15 protein-coding genes are annotated in these 17,835 nt (G+C 58.5%); 3 read left to right on the forward strand and 12 right to left on the reverse strand.

All coding sequences use genetic code 11. From position 1 onward, the window contains the following. Positions 1-5: 5 nt before the first annotated feature. Genes cobJ through CPA45_RS10035 form a run of 9 tightly spaced genes read right to left on the reverse strand, consistent with a single transcriptional unit; the run spans position 6 to position 11,885 of the window. Positions 6-755 (reverse strand): precorrin-3B C(17)-methyltransferase, encoded by a 750-nt coding sequence (gene cobJ / locus CPA45_RS09995; RefSeq protein WP_096651406.1) that lies wholly within the window; start codon positions 753-755, stop codon positions 6-8. Then, positions 752-1,477: a precorrin-2 C(20)-methyltransferase gene (locus tag CPA45_RS10000; protein ID WP_096651407.1), complete on the reverse strand. Its 726-nt coding sequence runs from the start codon at positions 1,475-1,477 to the stop codon at positions 752-754. The genes cobJ and CPA45_RS10000 overlap by 4 nt, the downstream gene beginning before the upstream one ends. After that, positions 1,474-2,103 carry a precorrin-8X methylmutase gene (locus CPA45_RS10005; protein ID WP_096651408.1) on the reverse strand — a complete coding sequence of 210 codons (630 nt, stop codon included), beginning with the start codon at positions 2,101-2,103 and terminating at the stop codon, positions 1,474-1,476. The genes CPA45_RS10000 and CPA45_RS10005 overlap by 4 nt, the downstream gene beginning before the upstream one ends. Next, positions 2,093-3,253: a cobalamin biosynthesis protein CobG gene (locus CPA45_RS10010; RefSeq protein WP_096651409.1), complete on the reverse strand. Its 1,161-nt coding sequence runs from the start codon at positions 3,251-3,253 to the stop codon at positions 2,093-2,095. Before CPA45_RS10010 ends, CPA45_RS10005 begins: the two co-directional genes overlap by 11 nt. Beyond that, complete coding sequence (cobN, locus tag CPA45_RS10015) at positions 3,231-7,094, reverse strand: cobaltochelatase subunit CobN (protein WP_096651410.1); 3,864 nt, start codon at positions 7,092-7,094, stop codon at positions 3,231-3,233. Before cobN ends, CPA45_RS10010 begins: the two co-directional genes overlap by 23 nt. Then, positions 7,094-8,200 (reverse strand): cobalamin biosynthesis protein CobW, encoded by a 1,107-nt coding sequence (gene cobW, locus CPA45_RS10020; RefSeq protein ID WP_096651411.1) that lies wholly within the window; start codon positions 8,198-8,200, stop codon positions 7,094-7,096. Before cobW ends, cobN begins: the two co-directional genes overlap by 1 nt. After that, on the reverse strand, positions 8,187-9,557 hold the full coding sequence (locus tag CPA45_RS10025; RefSeq protein ID WP_096651412.1) for a cobyrinic acid a,c-diamide synthase CobB: 1,371 nt from the start codon (positions 9,555-9,557) through the stop codon (positions 8,187-8,189). Before CPA45_RS10025 ends, cobW begins: the two co-directional genes overlap by 14 nt. Further along, the gene (gene cobO / locus CPA45_RS10030) at positions 9,557-10,150 is read right to left on the reverse strand and encodes a cob(I)yrinic acid a,c-diamide adenosyltransferase (RefSeq protein WP_096651413.1); all 594 of its coding nucleotides are present in this window, start codon (positions 10,148-10,150) and stop codon (positions 9,557-9,559) included. The genes CPA45_RS10025 and cobO overlap by 1 nt, the downstream gene beginning before the upstream one ends. Further along, the gene (locus CPA45_RS10035; protein ID WP_096651414.1) at positions 10,137-11,885 is read right to left on the reverse strand and encodes an AAA family ATPase; all 1,749 of its coding nucleotides are present in this window, start codon (positions 11,883-11,885) and stop codon (positions 10,137-10,139) included. The genes cobO and CPA45_RS10035 overlap by 14 nt, the downstream gene beginning before the upstream one ends. 342 nt (positions 11,886-12,227) lie before the next feature. Here CPA45_RS10035 and CPA45_RS10040 point away from each other — a divergent pair, with 342 nt between their 5' ends. From CPA45_RS10040 to CPA45_RS10050, 3 genes are read left to right on the forward strand one after another with little or no spacing between them, the layout of a single operon-like run. After that, positions 12,228-13,241 carry an ABC transporter substrate-binding protein gene (locus CPA45_RS10040; protein ID WP_096651415.1) on the forward strand — a complete coding sequence of 338 codons (1,014 nt, stop codon included), beginning with the start codon at positions 12,228-12,230 and terminating at the stop codon, positions 13,239-13,241. Positions 13,242-13,272: 31 nt separating this feature from the next. Next, positions 13,273-14,337: a FecCD family ABC transporter permease gene (locus CPA45_RS10045; RefSeq protein WP_096651416.1), complete on the forward strand. Its 1,065-nt coding sequence runs from the start codon at positions 13,273-13,275 to the stop codon at positions 14,335-14,337. Further along, positions 14,337-15,101, forward strand: coding sequence for an ABC transporter ATP-binding protein (locus CPA45_RS10050; protein ID WP_096651417.1), 765 nt, complete (start codon positions 14,337-14,339; stop codon positions 15,099-15,101). The genes CPA45_RS10045 and CPA45_RS10050 overlap by 1 nt, the downstream gene beginning before the upstream one ends. A gap of 43 nt (positions 15,102-15,144) precedes the next feature. Here CPA45_RS10050 and CPA45_RS10055 read toward each other — a convergent pair whose 3' ends face one another. The 3 genes from CPA45_RS10055 to CPA45_RS10065 are packed head-to-tail and all read right to left on the reverse strand — an operon-like array spanning position 15,145 to position 17,827. After that, positions 15,145-15,918: an ABC transporter ATP-binding protein gene (locus CPA45_RS10055; RefSeq protein ID WP_096651418.1), complete on the reverse strand. Its 774-nt coding sequence runs from the start codon at positions 15,916-15,918 to the stop codon at positions 15,145-15,147. After that, complete coding sequence (locus tag CPA45_RS10060) at positions 15,918-16,949, reverse strand: FecCD family ABC transporter permease (RefSeq protein ID WP_096651419.1); 1,032 nt, start codon at positions 16,947-16,949, stop codon at positions 15,918-15,920. The genes CPA45_RS10055 and CPA45_RS10060 overlap by 1 nt, the downstream gene beginning before the upstream one ends. Further along, a complete protein-coding gene (locus CPA45_RS10065) occupies positions 16,949-17,827 on the reverse strand; it encodes a cobalamin-binding protein (protein WP_340640221.1) in 879 nt (292 codons plus the stop codon). Before CPA45_RS10065 ends, CPA45_RS10060 begins: the two co-directional genes overlap by 1 nt. Between the last annotated feature and the right edge of the window lie 8 nt (positions 17,828-17,835).

Below are 17,835 nucleotides of genomic sequence, written 5' to 3' on the forward strand. Positions count from 1 at the left end.
AACGCCTAATCAGCCGAACGCGGTGTATAAACTAACGGTGTTCCTGCTCGCTCGATCAAGCGCGTTTGCTGGGAACCGACAATCACCAATGTGCGCATATCGGCCATGTCCGGTGTCGCCTCGCCTAGGGTGGTGACTCGAATCGCTTCTTCGGGAGTGGAAACCGCCCGAGCAAAGAGTATCAACCGATCCGGCCCGCAAGCTTCCCGCAGTACGTCTAGCGTTCGTTCAAAACCCACCGGGCGCGACTTGGAGCGCGGATTGTAAAACGCCATGGCGAAGTCGGCCTCGGCAGCCAAGCGCAGGCGCTTCTCAATCAGCGCCCAGGGTTTAAGGTTGTCAGATAGATTAATGCAGCAGAAGTCGTGCCCCAGCGGTGCGCCGACGCTTGCGCTGGCGGCCAGCATGGCAGAAATACCCGGCAGTACCTGAATATCCAGCCTGCGCCACTGGGCATCGCCAGCTTCCAAAGCCTCGAACACCGCCGCTGCCATGGCAAATACACCGGGGTCACCAGAGGAAACCACCACTACCCGGTGCCCCTCAAGCGCCAGCTGTAGCGCATGCTCTGCCCGACGAATCTCTTCGCGGTTATCCGAACCATGGCGAATCAACCCAGCTCTAGGGGCTACCCGATTCACATAGGGCACATAGCCCACTACATCGGTGGCCTCTAATAGCGCGGTCGTGACCTCGGGGGTAATCATGGCGTCAGAGCCCGGCCCTAGGCCGACGATTTTCAGCCAGCCGCTCATGGGCGCCGCCCGTTGCCATGAATTAGTACAATCGAGAAGTACGGCACACTCTCGCCAACCTCACTAAGTGGCAGCACACGCTGCTGGGTCATGGCGGCGTACTCGATCAACCACGCCTCGCCTTCACGGCCAGCACGCGCCAGCGCTCGGCGCAGCTTGGCCAGGTTGCGGCCAATTTTCATCACCACCAATGCATCGGTTTGGGCGATGCGCTCGGCCAGTGTTTCTTCCGGAAGCGTGGCCATCAGCACCGTCATGATGTCATCACCCCAGGTAATTGGCTGGCCGGTGGCCGTCCACGCTGCCGACATACCGGTAATACCCGGCACTACCGAGACCGGCACGCGGTTCAACAGCCGCGTGTAGAGGTGCATAAAGGAGCCGTAGAAGAACGGGTCGCCTTCACAAAGCACTACTACATCGCATCCCGCTTCCGCCATCTCGATCAATTGGGCCACGCTGCGTTCGTAAAAGGCCGACAGCAGTTCATTGTAACGAGGGTCGTCAAAGGGGATTTCCGTGGTAACGGGGTACTCCATGGGCAGTTCAATTGCCTCAGGGCCTATCAGTCCTTCCACAATAGTGCGGGCATGGCCGCAGCGCCCCTTCTTGCGAAAATAGGCCACGTGACTGGCACCACGAATCAAGCGGTCGGCGCGCACGCTCATTAAGTCTTGGCTGCCTGGCCCTAAGCCAACCCCGACTATTGTCCCTTGGGTCATTCGATGCGATCCGCCATGGCGTTAATGGCTGCTACCGTCACCGCACTGCCACCTAGGCGGCCACGCACGATACAGCTGGGGAGCGCCGGGTTCGACAGTAGCGCTTCTTTGGACTCTGCCGCGCCGACAAAGCCCACCGGGCAGCCGATAATCGCCGCCGGGCGCGGGCAGTCTGGGTCTTCGAGCATATTGAGCAGGTGAAATAGCGCAGTGGGTGCATTGCCAATGGCGACCACGGAACCTTCAAGGTGTGGGCGCCACAGTTCCAGCGCTGCCGCCGAGCGGGTATTAGCCATTTCCTGGGCAAGCGAAGGGGTGCGCTCATCGTTGAGGGTGCAGATGATGTCGTTGTTGGCTGGCAGCCGCTTGCGGGTGATGCCCTCGGAAACCATCCGTGCATCGCAAAGAATCGGTGCGCCCTGTTCCAAGGCGGTGCGGGCTTTATTGACCACATCGTTTTGAAAGTGAATATGCGCGGCCAGCTCCACCAGTCCGGCGGCGTGAATCATGCGTACCGCCACGGTCTCTTCTTCCGCTGAAAAGCGGCCAAGCTCGGCTTCGCTGCGGATAATGGCAAACGACTGCCGGTAAATCGCCGGGCCGTGTGTTTCATACTTATAGGGCACCCAAACTCTCCAAATATGCGATTACGTCACTCTCAGTGAGATCTGTTTTAACCGGCGTGCTCTCGGCACTGCCGTTAACAATAAGATTAAATCGGCCTGCCTCACCTACCAAACAAACATCGGCCGATGAGCGACGGGCACAGCCTTTGGTGCAACCGGATAGATGTATGCTGCTGTTTTTCAGGCCGCTTAGCCGCTCGGCAAGGGGCTGGGTCGCAACACTTGCCTGTTCACAGTAGGGCGCGCCAGGGCAAGCATCCATGGATAGCCGCGGGTCGCTATTATGCCGGATTAAGCCATCAACTGCTGACGCTGTATCGTCCTGTCCTAGTTTTTGTTTAACCAGCAAGCGCCGCCAGGGGGTAACCTGCACGGCGATCACACTGGCAGGCGCTACCAAATCACGCAGCGTTGCGGCGGTGGCGCGCCCAAAGGGTAGCCCCACCACTTGGCCTGCGGGATGGTTGCCCAGCGCCAGCTTAGCGCCGGTGAGCGATGGGGCCGTATCAGCGGGCGCCCACGCCGGTAGTGGCGCTTTATGACGGCGCATACGCCCAGCGTCCCAGCCGCCGCTCTCCACAAACCAGTGGGTTAGGCGTATCAGTTGCTCGACGGCGGCATCACTATCGCTAACCGCCGTGCCTAATGCATGGCCATCGGCGCGCACCAGCAGTCCGCCTTCCCTAGAGCGCTCGATACGAAAATCAGCGACGCTATCGCCCAGCACCGGTGCGTTTCCCGCGTCAATGGCGATACCCACCTTACCGGGCATAACGGCTAATTCACTGCCCCGCGCTTGCAACAGGCGCGCAATGGTAGAGGTGTCATTGCCCTTTTGCCAGGCGGGCGCCAGCATCATCTGTGGCTGGCGTTCTGCTTCCGGGTCGTCGCTGACCAACTGGTGTTCAACCAGAAACGCCATCAGCGGCGGCCAGCTGGCGTCGGTGACCCCGCGCAGCTGAATATTGGCCCGGCTGGTCAGCTCAATCAAACCGCTGCCGAAGGTCTCGGCGGCGTCGCACAGTGCTAATACCTGTTCCCGAGAAAGCTCACCCAGCGGCGGGCGCACGCGTACCAGTAGGCCATCGCCAGTGGCCATGGGGCGCCACGCGCCGGGGCACCACCCTTTAATGCGCGGGCTGGGCGACATGACCATTGGCCTCTTTGGCTTCATCCACTTCCAGCAGCAGGTCTTGCAGTGCCTCGCCGTACTCGCCGGGGGCTTGCCACATGCCCCGCTGAGCGGCTTCGAGTAATCGCTCGGCCATCTCTTCCAGGGCGGCCGGGTTGTGCTCGCGCAGGAACTGCTGATTGGCGGCATCGAGCACCAGAGCGTCACTCACCTGGGCATACTGATAGTCAGCCACTAGATCGGTGGTGGCGTCATAGGCAAACAGGTAGTCCACCGTGGCTGCCATCTCAAAGGCGCCTTTATAGCCGTGCTCGCGCATGGCGTTGATCCATTTGGGGTTTAACACTCGAGAACGAATTACCCGGGCCAGCTCTTTCTTCAGGGTGCGAATCTTGGGCGCTGCGGGATTGGCGTGGTCAGCGTGATAAATCACCGGTGCCTGACCGCTTAGCGCTCGGCTGGCATTGGCCATCCCGCCCTGGAAGGCGTAGTAGCTGTTGGAGTCGAGAATATCGTGCTCGCGGTTATCCTGATTCTGCATCACCGCATCCAACCCCTGAAGCTGCTGTTCGAAAGCCGCCCGCGCAGCAGTGCCGGAAGCCTTAAACTGGCCGTAGGCATAGGCTCCCGCGCCTAGATAGGCTTCAGCTAAATCGTCAGCGCTGTCCCAAGAGCGGTTTTCAATCAGCCGGTTGAGGCCCGCGCCGTATTCGCCTGGCTTGCTGCCAAAGATACGGTAGCTCGCCTCCTGAGCGGCCATTTCCGGGCTTAGCCCCTGCTCTTCCAGTGCTTGCTGGCGAGTAAGCACTGCCTCCCGAATGGTATTGCTGTTGCCCGGCTCCTCATAGGCGGCGACCGCCTGCACGGCAGCGTCAAATAGCCGAATCACGTTGGGGAAGGCATCGCGGAAGAACCCGGAGACCCGCAGTGTGACATCAACCCTTGGGCGATTGAGCAGCATCGAGGGGATCACTTCAAAATCACTCACCCGCTGGGAGCCCAGCGACCACTTGGGACGCACGCCCATCAGCGCGAAGGCCTGGGCGATATCATCACCGCCAGTACGCATGGTGGCGGTACCCCAAATCGAAAGCCCCAAACGACGTGGATAGTCGCCATTATCCTGCAGGTAGCGCTCGACAAACGCCTGGGCAGATTTTTCGCCCAGCGTCCAGGCGGCGGGCGATGGAATTGAACGGTTATCCACGCTGAAAAAGTTACGCCCGGTGGGCAGCGTATCCAGCCGCCCTCGACTTGGCGCGCCGCTGGGCCCGGCGGGCACGAAGATGCCCTCAAGGCCGTCGAGCAGCGATTGAATTTCCATCTTCACACCACGCTGCATGGCGACCCATAGCTGGTCGCGAGCGTAGCGCAGTTGCTCCGCCGTGGCCGGATAATCCCGTGCCAGCTCGTCCAGGCAGCCCGGTGCTAACACGTAGTCGGCCACCCAGCGCTCGGCCAGCAGTTCCAGCCGCTCACGGGTGTCCGCGCCGGAGCGCCAAGGAGTATCAAGTTGGTCAAGTAAAATGGCAGGTTTAGCCCCCTGCCATGGCTCGCTAGCAGCGGCTAACGGGTCAAAAGGTTTGCCATCGTGTTGATTAATCAACCCCAAATCACAGGCTAAATTGTGCAGCAGGCCGCGTTGGGCCACTGCTTCGCCCCTGGGCAACCGCAGCAGCGCCACCAAGGTACCTGCCCGCTTCTCCTCAGGCGGCAAGGTGCCAAGCACATGCAGGCCATGGCGAATCTGGGACTCTTTAATATCGCAGAGGAAGGTATCCAGTTCGTTGAGGATTTCAGCGTCATCAGCACTGTTTGCAAAACCGTCGACGGCGTGCGCCAGTTCCTGGTCGATACCGGTATCACGCAGGTGGGCAAGAATCTGGCTGCGTATGAGTGCTTCACGGCGCGGGTCCATATCCAGCGCTTGATAGTACTCGTCAGTGAGTGCTTCAAGCTCGGCCATGGGGCCGTAGAGTTCGGCCCGGGCCAGGGGTGGCATCAGATGGTCGATAATCACCGCCTGACTGCGCCGTTTCGCCTGGGCACCCTCACCGGGGTCATTAACGATAAACGGATAAAAGTGCGGCAGCGGCCCCAGGGCAATATCCGGCCAGCAGTCGGCACTTAAAGCGATACTCTTACCCGGTAGCCACTCTAAATTACCGTGCTTGCCGACGTGGATGACCGCATCAACCTGGTAGTGCTCGCGCAGCCAAAAATAAAACGCCAGATAGCTGTGGGGCGGCGCCAGCTCCATATCGTGGTAGGACTGGGTGAGATCGTCGATAAAGTCGCGTTCCGGCTGGATACCCACGAAGGTCTCACCCAGACGAATACCCGCGATCATCAAGCGCCCCTGGCGGCATTTGGGGTCTTCGTGAGGTGCGCCCCAGCGCGTGCATACAATGCTCTGCAGCTCTGCAGGCAGGGTTTTAAACCAGGCCAGATAGTCGTCAACGCTGATGCTCTGCCAGCAGGCGCGCTGGTCGAGGCTGCAGTGATCGTTGGTCACCGCGCCCTGAAGCTGGCGGATCAACTCATCACCATTTTCTGGCAGCTCGCTAAGGGGGTAACCCGCCTCGGCCAAGGCGGTCAAAATATTCAGCGTTGAAGCGGGGGTATCCAGCCCTACCCCGTTGCCGATCCGGCCATCGCGATTGGGGTAGTTGGCCATTATCAGCGCGATGCGCTTTTGGCTATTGGGGGTGAGCCGCAGCGAGCAAATGCGCCGTGCCAGCTCGGCCACAAAGGCGGCCCGCTCCGGATGGATGACGTGGTGGGTCACTGCCAGCTGGCAGCGCTGGTTATAGTGGGCTTCGGCTTTAAAACCCACCGCCCGGGTGATGACGCGGCCATCCATTTCGGGAAGCACCACCTGCATGGCCACATCGCGGCTATGCAGCCCGGCGGCCATGCTCTGCCAGTCTTCCTCGGTGCTGCTGGCAAGTATCGCCTGCAGCACCACGGGACGGCCTACAAAAAGGTTGTCAGGTAATTCCTCACCCATGGCATCCAGTCCGTCAGCGTTGCGATTGACCGCAAAGCTGGTGGTATTAATTACCAGCATGGCGCCGGTCTGCTCAATCAGGTGATTGATAAAATCAATACACGGCCCCTCTTTCAGGGACGCCACGGCCACCGCCAACGGCTCAAGCCCCTGGTCTTTAAGCGCCGCAATCATACCGTCGGGCACAGCAGTATTCGCCCCCTGTAGGTGGCTGCGATAAAACAGCAGCAGGCACACTGGCCGCCCTGGCACCTGACGATCACGCCACTCGCTTAGGCTTGAAGCCTGCTGATCTTCCGGCGCATAAATCACCGCTGGCGGAATGACCTTGGGCTCCTGCCAGTCGCTAAAGTGCTTACCCATATACTCGCTGGCGATAAAGCGCAGCAAGTGCTCGGCGTTATCGGTGCCACCCTCTCTTAAATAGCGCCACACCCGGTAGGCGCCATCAAAGGCAATGGTGGAATCTTCCAGCAGCGCATCATCCGGGGCATCGCAGCCCGGCACCAGAATCAACTGGCGCTCGGGCTTGGCCGCCGCCCAGGCGAGCAGACGCTCATGACCATACTGCCAGTAGGCCTTGCCTCCCAGCAGCGAAACGACGACCAGCCGGGCTTTTTCCAGCACCCGATCTTCGTAGAGATCATAGGCTGCCGGTTTTACTAGGTTCATCCAGTTGGCTAGTCGCACCGAGGGGTATGCCTCTCCCAGACGATCAACCGCCTGGGCCAACGCCGAAAGATTGCTATCGGCGGCGGAGAGTATCACGACCTCGGCGGGGCTCTGCTGTAGATCGATGATGCCTTCATCATCGACAAAGCCCCCGGGCTTAGCGGCAAATAAGTGCATTAGGTAGCCGTTTGAACCTCTGCTTCCACTAGCGCTTCACGCAGCGCTGCGCTGTCCAAGGTTTTGCCAATAATCACCAATTGGGTTTGGCGAAGTTCGTCCTGAGCCCAAAGCCGGTCAAAGTAGCCTTCTAAACGCTCACCCACCGCCTGAATGACTCGGCGCATCGGTTTACCAGGGATCGCCGCAAAGCCTTTGGCGCGGTAAATCTCGTGGCTTTTCAACAACTGCTGCAGTTTGCTGGTCAGCACATCGCCATCCACTTCGCCCAGGGTAATCACGCAGGAATCAAAGTTGTCGTGGGCGTGGTCGTGGTGAGCGCCTTCGGCGTGGTGCTTATCGTGGTGATTGGTGATGCTATCAATATGCTCTTCGCTGGCCGCGCCGATACCCATCAGCGCTTCCAGCTGAGCGGTATCACCGGCCACTGTCTGATCAATAAATAGCGTTTTCACCGAGGCAGTCACCCGCGCCTGAATCACCGCTTCCACTCGGGTACGCTCTTCCGGGCTAAGCAGGTCGGCTTTACTGACCAGCACCAGATCCGCCGCGCTGAGCTGGTCATCGAGCAGTTCGCGCAAGCTAGGGTCGTGATCAAGGCTTTCGTCGGCACGGCGCTGGGCTTCGACCTTATCCACGTCGCTAGCATAGCGGCCAGCAGCCACGGCGGGGCCATCGATCACGGTGATAATCGCATCTACGGTGCAGTGCTGGCGGACGTCGGGCCAGTTGAAGGCCTGCACCAGCGGCTTGGGCAATGCCAGTCCGCTGGTTTCGATCAGGATATGGTCAATATCATTACGGCGGGCGACCAGCTTTTTCATTACCGGCAGAAACTCCTCTTCCACCGTGCAGCAGATACAGCCGTTGGCCAGCTCATAAATACTGCCGTCTTCACCGTCTAGCTGCCCGCCTTCGCTGCCCTCTTCACAACCAAGCGCACAGCTGCGCAGCAGGCTGGAGTCAATATCCTGCTCGCCGAACTCATTGACGATCACGGCGATCCGCTTGCCGGTGACTTGGCGCAGAATATTGGCCAACAGCGTGGTTTTGCCGCTGCCGAGAAAACCGGTGACGACCGTGGCGGGAATCTTATTGAGTTGCATGGGTAAGTGCCTCGCTGTGTTGCGGTTCCGCGTGCGCCGGGCTGGCAGAAAAGAGCCTTGCCACGGCGTCAGGATTATTAGGGAAAAACAGATGTAAATAGGTCGCTGTCAGGCGCTTTTGGCGGTAAATCGCCTCCCCCGGCGCGGGGTGACGTTGGCGGCGGCCGTGGGCAATCGGCTCGGGAGTGCCTTCCGACATGGAGCGATGATGAGCATGGCCACGAACCGGGCCTTCCGGCAGCTCGGCGGTTTGCATCCCCTGACAGCCGCGCCGCCCGCGCATGGCGCCCTGACCAGGCAGCAGGCCCAGCATGGTATGGGTGATATCGTCGTAGCCGGCCAGGGTTTCCAGGCAGTAGAGCAGTCCGCCACACTCAGCTAGGATCGGTTTGTCGGCGTTAAAGAACGCCTGAATGGCCCCGCGCATGGCGCTGTTATCGGCAAGGGTTTGGGCGTGCAGCTCCGGGTAACCCCCCGGCAGCCATAGGGCGTCGCATTCGGGCAGGTTGCTATCCGTTAGCGGCGAGAAGAAGCGCAGCGTGGCGCCCATTTGCTCAAGTAGATCAAGATTCGCCTGGTAGATGAAGCTAAAGGCAGCGTCCCGAGCAACCCCAATAGCGTGGTCTTTAAGCGCTGGCTGCACGATTGCAAGTTGCTCTTGAGGTGCGCTAAAGGTCACCGGTGGCAGTACAGCGAGCGCCTCCATTAGCCCTGCGACCTCTAATGCTTTGGCACCTGCCTCAAAGCGAGCTTCCAGATCCTCACGGATTTCTGCCGCCTGCACCAACCCCAGGTGGCGCTCGGGGAGTGACAAAGCGGGGTCCCGGGGCACCGCGGCCAATAAAGGAATCGATGGCGGCAGCGCGTCTTCGATCAACTCCCGATGGCGCGCCGAACCACAGGCGTTGGCCACCAGCCCAGCGATATGGATATCGTCACGAAAGCTGGCCAGCCCGGAGACCAGCGCGGCAGCTGTCTGGGCCATACCTTTTACATCCATGACAATCGCCATGGGAATATCAAACAAGGCCGCTAGATCAGCGCTGGAAGGCTCGCCGTCGAACAGCCCCATGGCGCCCTCAACCAGAATCAAGTCCGCTACACAGGCTGCGTCATAGAAGCGCTGGCGGCAGTAGGCTTCCCCTGCCATCCACAGATCCAACTGATCCACCGGATGCCCTGACGCTTGGGCAAGTATTTGCGGGTCTAAATAATCCGGCCCGGTTTTGAACACCCGCACCACCTTGCCCTGATTGCGCAGCAGGCGCGCCAGCCCCGCCGTCACGGTGGTTTTGCCCTGGCCCGATGCGGGAGCAGCGATAAACAGTGCTGGACAAGTGGTCGTTGGCGTGCTCATTAGTATTCGATCCCCTGCTGAGCTTTGACGCCGCCACGAAAGGCGTGGCGTTCGTCCTGAACAGTACTGATGGTATCGGCGATCTCCTGCAGCGACTGCGCCATGGTGCGGCCGGTAATGATAACGTTTTGATGGGCGGGGCGGCGCTTGAGCGCTTCAACCACCGGCTCGGGATCGAGATAGCCATACTTGAACATATAGCTCATCTCATCCAGTACGATCAGGTGATAAGCGGGATTCTCCAGCAACCCTTTGGCTACCAGCCAGGCGGCCTGGGCGGCTTCAATATCCCGCTCCCGGTCCTGGGTTTCCCAGGTAAAGCCGTGGCCCATAATGTGCCAATCCAGTTTGGGATGATCGCGGAAGAACAGGTACTCCCCGGTTTCGCGACGGCCTTTAATAAACTGAATCACCGCGCACTGCTGGTCGTGGCCGAGCGAGCGCGCCATGGTGCCAAAGGCGGAGCTACTTTTGCCCTTGCCGTTGCCTTTGAGCAGAATCAATACGCCGCGCTCTTCGGTGGCGCGGCTAATCCGCTCATCGACCACCTCTTTTTTGCGCTGCATGCGGTTTAGATGGCTAGCGTCGCTCATAAGATTTCACCAGGTTGGTTTGCAAAACAGGGTCTGCAAAAACAGGATTTCCCAAACAGAGTTTGCCAAATGAGGCTGGCCAGTAGCGAGCACCCAGCTGCTGAGCGATTCGCGCGCCCTGCCCGCGTTTGACTTTGGACTGTTCGGTATCGATCAATAGGCAGTCGCCTAGCGGGGCGAGATCGTCAACGGTTTCTCGGGTGCGACCATCAGTAATCAGATAGGTGCGCACCTTTAAGCCAGGCTCGCGGCGCTGCCACTGTAAGATTAGTCGCTTGGCCTCAATAATCGCTTCCCGTAGCGGGGTACCACCGCCACCCGCGGCACTATCGAGAGTACGCCGCGCATTTTTGGGCGCTCGGCGGCGGGAGAGTATCGACACCACGCCGCCATTGCCAAACCCCAGCACCGCCACCTGCTCCCGTGCGGCGTAGGCTTGGCTGACCAGCGATTCGACCAGCCCCTTTGCCTGGCCTAACAAGCGCTGACCCAGGGTGGAACCGGAGGTGTCCAGCAGTACCAAATGTGCTGTCGTCTGCCCCGCACGGGACTTGCGCATCTTCAGCTGCTGCCACGGCCACTGGCCGCGATTGGCGATCAGCGTCGCAAAACTGTCCAGCCGCGAAGTCTCATCTTGGGAGCGGCCTCGGCCCAGCACACTGCCTGTGCCCGCGCTAGCCGCCGTATCGGCGCGTTGCGCCCGCGTGGCAGAAGCACCGCTATCGGGAAGAGTGAACGCTGGTTGACTAATTGCTTTCTGGGCCACAGGAGGCATGGCGCCCCACTGACCCTGTTCACCCTGCTGATTAGATGACCCACCCTCACCTTTCGAAGGCGTTTTATTAGGCGGCGATGATGGCGGGGTCTGCTCAGGCGGCTGGCTACGCCGATGAGTAAGCACCCAGGGCTCAACGGTGTCGATATCCTGCTGCTCCACGCTACCCACGCCACGCCAGGCAGCATGGGCCTGGGCGGCTCGGTGCCAGGTAACATCTGCCCGTAGGCCTTCTACGCCGGCGGCTTCACAGCGGCTGGCAATCGTTCGATACACCCAGGGGTCGGTGGTGATCTCCTTGAGCAAGCGCTGGGCTTTACCAATACGCTCGGCCAGGGCAGCCTGGGAGCCTTCAAAATGTTGCAGCGTGCCAGCTGGGTCGCGGTCAAAGGCTTCCCGCTGCTGCACAATGGCAATACGCTCGTCGATGCTTATGGCACCAGCCTGTTCAAGGCAGAGACCAAAGCGATCAAGCAACTGAGGGCGCAGCTCGCCTTCATCTGGGTTCATGGTGCCGATCAGGCTAAAACGTGCCGGGTGGGAGTGACTAATGCCATCACGCTCAACGATATTGGTGCCGCTGGTGGCCACGTCCAGCAGTAAATCCACCAATGTATCCGGCAACAGATTGACTTCATCCACATACAGCACCCCGCCGTCGGCTTTAGCCAACAGCCCGGCATGGAAGGTGGCTTCGCCATCGGCCAGTACCTTTTGCAGATCCAGACTGCCGACCAGCCGATCTTCACTAGCGCCCAGCGGCAGAGTGACAAAAGGAGCACGCTGCCCTTCGCTATCGCAAGGCAAGATGGCGGCCAGGGCGCGGGCTAAGGTCGACTTGGCGCTGCCTCTTGGCCCGCTGATCAGCACCCCGCCGATACGCGGGTTAATGGCGTTAAGTAGCAGCGCGGTTTTTAGCGCTTCCTGGCCAACTACCGCCGCAAAGGGAAACTCACTCACCGGCACCTCCCGTGCTGGCCAAGCCCGCTAATCGATCAATATCCGCCAACTGATTTGAGAAGCGCTGGACTTGAATATGATTCATGGTAACTAGTTGAGTGATAATAAAACCATTCATAAAGAAGTGGGAGCATAAAAGGCGTTCAGTATAGAGGAAGGGGCGGCGGCGAGGCCAGCCTGGCCAAGACCGCACTTAAGAGACAGCCAAGATAAGCATAAGGTAAGATACGAGTATTCTTTGATTTCAAGTCAATTTATTATGTTATAACATAACAAATAATGACTAATAGACGCGGCCAAGACTACTACCGCTCTAGCACCCAAGTTTACTGGAAGCCCGACATGAAGACCCTCCATTACCTACTGGCAGCAACATCGCTGCTACCCCTCTCTTACGCGATGGCCGATGCCACAAATTATCCCGTGACCTTAACTAACTGTGGTACAGAGATTAGCGTAGCGTCGGCCCCGGAGCGAACAGTGTCGGTGGGCCAATCAGCCACTGAGATTCTCTATTCGCTGGGACTCGCTGACCGGGTGAATGGTACCTCAGTTTGGTTTAATCCTGTCCTGCCCCAGTTTGCGAAGGCCAATGAAGAGATTGATCGGATCGCCGACAACGACCCGAGCTTTGAAGCCGTGGTCAATAAACGACCTGACCTGGTAGCGGTACAATATGAGTGGCACGTAGGCCCCACCGGCAGCGTAGCAACCCGTGAGCAGTTCCACGAGCTGGGTATTCATACCTATATTATGCCCGCCGACTGCGACACTAAAGATAACTCTACTGGCGGTGATGGGACACGCACGGCCGCTTTCTCGACAGAGTCTATCTACAAAGGAATTACTGAGTTAGCGCACATTTATGATGTTCAAGCGGCTGGTGAAGCGCTGGTAGCCGATCTTATCGACCGCGAAGAGCGCGCCATTGACTTGGCAAGCAGCCTTGATTTGCCGCAGGACCTGTCAGCTGTATTCTGGTTCTCATCGACGGACCTGGGGGTTAGCCCCTTCGTTGCGGGTCAGCTGGGCGCACCGGGCTATATGATGGATAAGCTCGGCATTCGTAATGTGATTGAGTCTGATGAAGAGTGGCCCACGGTGGGGTGGGAAAGCATCGCCAGAGCTAATCCCGATGTGATTGTTATCGCCGCCATGGACCGCCGCCGTTTTCCTGCCGACGATATCGAAGCCAAGCGTGAGTTTCTGCGCAGTGACCCGGTCACCAGCGAGATGAGCGCAGTCCAAAATAACCGCATCGTGGAGATGGATGCTCATGCCATGAGCGCCACTATGCGTAGCATCTACGGCCTTGAGTCACTGGCTGAAGCGCTATCTGCGATGACGTTTAAGTAATGTATCGTTCAACTGATATGGCGTTTAACTAATGCGCATAGCATTAACGCGGTCATCGGCGGCGGGCTTGGGGCTACGCTGGTTATGGATAACGCCCATCGTTCTACTGGCAGCACTGATCGCGGGTACCGCCATCGGCGAGACACCGATTCCGGTTGATACCATTCTCAAAGTACTCGCCAATCAGCTACTGGGCGCGGATTATGCTGTTGATCGAATAGATGCAGGTATTATCTGGAACTATCGACTCAGCCGCGCCGTCGTCGCTGCCTGCTGCGGCACCAGCCTGGCGCTGGCGGGAGTAGTGCTTCAGGCACTACTGCGTAACCCCTTGGCCGACCCCTATTTAATGGGCATTTCCGCTGGGGCTTCTACCGGCGCGGTAGCCGTGGCAGTGGCTGGATTAGGTGCAGGGGCACTATCGCTCTCCTTGGGCGCCTTTGTAGGCGCCCTCCTCGCCTTTGGCATTGTGGTAATGCTCGCCCATGCGGCCAACAGCGGCGTCGGTGGTGGACGTGGTGTTCAAGCAGCGGGGGCGATTATTCTGGCAGGCATTGCCGGTTCGCAGCTGTTCAATGCGCTAACCGCGTTTATCATTACCAAGTCGGCGAGCGCCGAACAGGCCCGGGGAATTATGTTTTGGCTGATGGGCAATCTCTCAGGGGTGCGCTGGGCCGATGTGACCTTGGCGGTACCTGCCGCCCTCTTCGGGCTGCTGGTTTGCCTATGGCACCGACGCTCCCTGGATGCATTTACCTTCGGGGCCGACAGTGCTGCCTCCATGGGTATTGCCGTGCGCCCGGTGCGTGGGATGCTGATTATTTCCATGGCGCTAGTGACCGCAGTGATGGTTTCTATTGTGGGGGCAATTGGCTTTGTGGGGCTGGTGATTCCCCATGCCATGCGTTTTATCGTAGGTAGTCAGCACACACGTTTAGTGCCTGCCACGGCGCTTGCTGGTGCGGTATTTTTGATCGGTTCGGATATTCTTTCGCGCATTCTGGTATCTGGCCAAGTGCTTCCCATCGGAGTGATTACATCCCTGATCGGCGCGCCCGCTTTTGCGCTTATTCTTGTCCGTGGCAAGAGGCATTAATGCAATTATCCGCAGAACAACTTACCTGGGCGGTACATGGCACGCCACTGCTCGTTGATGTAAATCTTACTGTGGCGTCTGGCCAGACCTTTGGCTTGGTTGGGCCTAACGGCTCGGGTAAAACCTCCCTGCTTCGTCTGCTGGCGGGCCTGAACAAACCCAAGGCGGGCCAGGTGCTGATTGGCAACCAGCCCCTGCACACCCTTAAACAACGGGCTATCGCTCAGTCCATAGCCCTAGTAGAGCAGCAAGCGGAAACCACCGACCGTATCACGGTACGAGAAGTTGTAGCCCTTGGCCGCACGCCTTTTCTCTCGGCGTTACAGCCATGGTCCGACCAGAATGAGGCGATTGTCACACAGGCTTTGCTCGACGTGGATATGCAGCATATGGCCAACCGGCTGTGGCACACCCTCTCTGGTGGCGAACGCCAGCGCGTTCACATCGGCCGCGCACTGGCCCAGCAACCCAAGGTCTTACTGCTCGATGAGCCGACCAATCATCTGGATATTCGTCACCAGCTCTCAATCCTTAAACTGGTTAAACAGCTGCCTATCACGGTGATTATTTCCCTGCACGATCTTAATCACGCCATGGAGTGCGACCACATTGGCGTAATGGATGGAGGGAGACTGGTTGATGCAGGACCGCCCAAAGGCGTGTTGACGGCGTTTAGGCTACGCCAAACTTTTGGTGTCTACGCCGATATCTTCACCGACCCCGTAGATAATAGCCAAGTGATGCGTTTTCGCAGTGCGCTGTAACAGCACAGCTTACTTATACACTGCCTTTTTACTTATTAATTTTTTACTTACCTACTTTGGGCACAAATACCGAGGCGCCATCGACCTCGACTACCGTTAGCTGTTGGCGGTAGAGACGCTCCAATGCGCTGGGCACTAGCATGCTATCCCGAGGCCCCCAGCACGCCTCACCACTGGGGTACAGTAGTAAAATGTGATCGCACCAGCGGGCAGCAAGATTAAGATCGTGTAAGCACATCACCACCGCCTGCCCTTCAGCGGCCTGCTCTGCCATTAGCGCCATCACGGCACTTTGGTGGTGAAGATCCAGATGGTTAGTAGGCTCGTCTGCTAACCACACGGCCGGTGCCTGAGTCATTACCGTGGCTATCGCCACCCGCTGGCGCTCACCACCGGAAAGCGTGCTCACCAAGCGGTCGCGCAGGTGCGACACATCCAAGCGCTCAAGGGCTGCTTCAGCACGAGTGTAGTCATCGGCGCCTTCCATCTGCCAGGGCGATAGATAAGGATGACGGCCAATCAGCGCGGTTTCCAACACCGTCGCAGGAAAGCCATCCTGGCGATCCTGAAACACCAAACCCAAGCGCTGAGCGACATAACGGCGGCGCAGCTGGCTAAGTGATTGACCACTCAATTTCACCTCACCTGAACGAGGAGCATGTAGCCCTGCCAAGGTGTGCAGCAGTGTCGTTTTACCCGCACCATTGGGGCCTAACACCCCCCACCTCTGTCCCGGTTCAATGGTTATATTAAGCGGCGTGCCACTTTCCCGGCCTGGTACATCAATGATGAGATTATGGGTAGAAAGCACACTCATCAGCGGCTCCGGTAGAGCAGAAACAGGAAGGTGGGTACGCCTAATAACGCGGTGATTACGCCAACGGGTAGCTGTTCCGGTGCAACCATGGTGCGTGCCAGGGTATCTGCCAGCACTAACAGCGTACCCCCTGCCAATGCACAGGCGGGCAGTATCAGCCGCTGATCGTTGCCAAGCAGTAACCGCAGCATATGCGGTACCACCAGCCCCACAAAACCTATACTGCCTGCCGTGGTTACCGCAGCGGCAGTTAGTAGACTGGCAGCAATGTAAATGCACCACTCCAACGGTTTAACAGCAACGCCCAGTGCTGCGGCCTGTTGAGGGCCTCGGGCCAGCACATTCAGGCTACGCCCCAGCGGCACCAGTACTACGCAAATAGCCAATAATAGTAGTAACGGCGGCCATGGTGTACGTGAGTATGATAGATCGCCCATCAACCAGTAAAGCATACCAGGCAGGCGCTCGGCAGGGCTTAAGGCCAGCATCAGCGTAATGACTGCGCCCCACCCCGCCGCCACGACGACCCCGGTAAGCAACAACCGCGAAGGCGTCCAACCACCACTACCGTGAGCTAAACCAAACACTAAAAAGGTCGAAAACAGCGCGCCTGAGAATGCTGAACCTGAAATTGCCAGCCCACCAAATCCGCCCAACATAGCAGCCAGTGCCCCAATGGAAGCACCACCTGAAAGGCCCAATACATAAGGGTCTGCCAGGGGGTTGCGCAATAACACCTGCATTAATGCACCAGCCACCGCCAACAACCCACCCACCGCAAAAGCAGACAGCGCCCGGGGCAAGCGCAGCTCTACTACCATAATGCGCGCCAGCGCATCGCCCTCTCCCTGGGCTATCTCACCAGGGCCTAAGTTGTTAAAGGCTAAGTTATTAAGGCCTAAGTCATTAAGAACGATGGCCCAGATTTGCCCAGGCGCTATTTGTGCGCTACCGATGCCAAGCGCGAGCAGTAGCGAGGCTAAAGCAGCTAACAATAATAGGAAAAGCGGCAGACCCAAGCGCGATAACATTAGTGATGCCTGCGTTTTTGGCGAGCTTTCTCAAGCTTCTCACAAAGCAGTTGTGCGCCCTCCATAAGGCGTGGCGTAGGCCGCTGAATAAGTGAGGGTGGCACAAAGAAGAGGTTATCTTGAGATACAGCACTCAACTGCGGATACTGCTTCCAGTGAGTCAACCAGTGGCGGTTTTCCTCGCCCATCCCACCGGCAATAATTGCTTCCGGATTGGCAGCCAGCACGGCTTCATCATCTATCCGCGGTACGAGGCGTGCCTGCTCACCAAACACATTCTCACCACCACACATTTCGACCACTTGGCCGATAAGGTGTTGGCTGCTAACGCTCATTAGTGGCGCGTCCCACACTTGGTAGAATGTTGGTACCAGATCGCGAGTGCTATAACGCTCCTCAAGCGCGGCCATGGTGTCTCGGAAGTTATCTGCTACCGCCTGCCCGGCTGTTTCAGTACCTGCTAACCGCGCCAAACGCTCAATAGCGCTGGCCACCCCCTCCATATCACGGGGTTCAATGTAGAATACCGGCATGCCCAAAGCTTCGAGGGTTTCAAGCTGTTCAGCGGGATTGCCAGTCACCCAGCCAATCACTAAATCTGGCGCTAACCCCACCAGTTTTTCTAAATCGATACGTGTATGGCTGCCTACCGAAGCCACTTCTTTGGCCTCAGGTGGATAGTCGCTGTAAGAAACAACAGCAACCACCTGGCTTCCCGCCCCTGCCGCGTAGGTTAATTCGGTAGCGCCAGGAGAGAGCGTGGCAATGCGTCTTGCATGGTCGTAAAGACACACCTCACGATCACGATCGTCAATGGCGCAGCGAGAATGGTCGTGTGCCGCAGAAATAGTGGTTACCAGTAACAGCGCGAGGCCCAAGGCCCCAC

Origin of the sequence: Vreelandella nigrificans (assembly GCF_002374315.1) — a bacterium.
GTDB lineage: Bacteria > Pseudomonadota > Gammaproteobacteria > Pseudomonadales > Halomonadaceae > Vreelandella > Vreelandella nigrificans.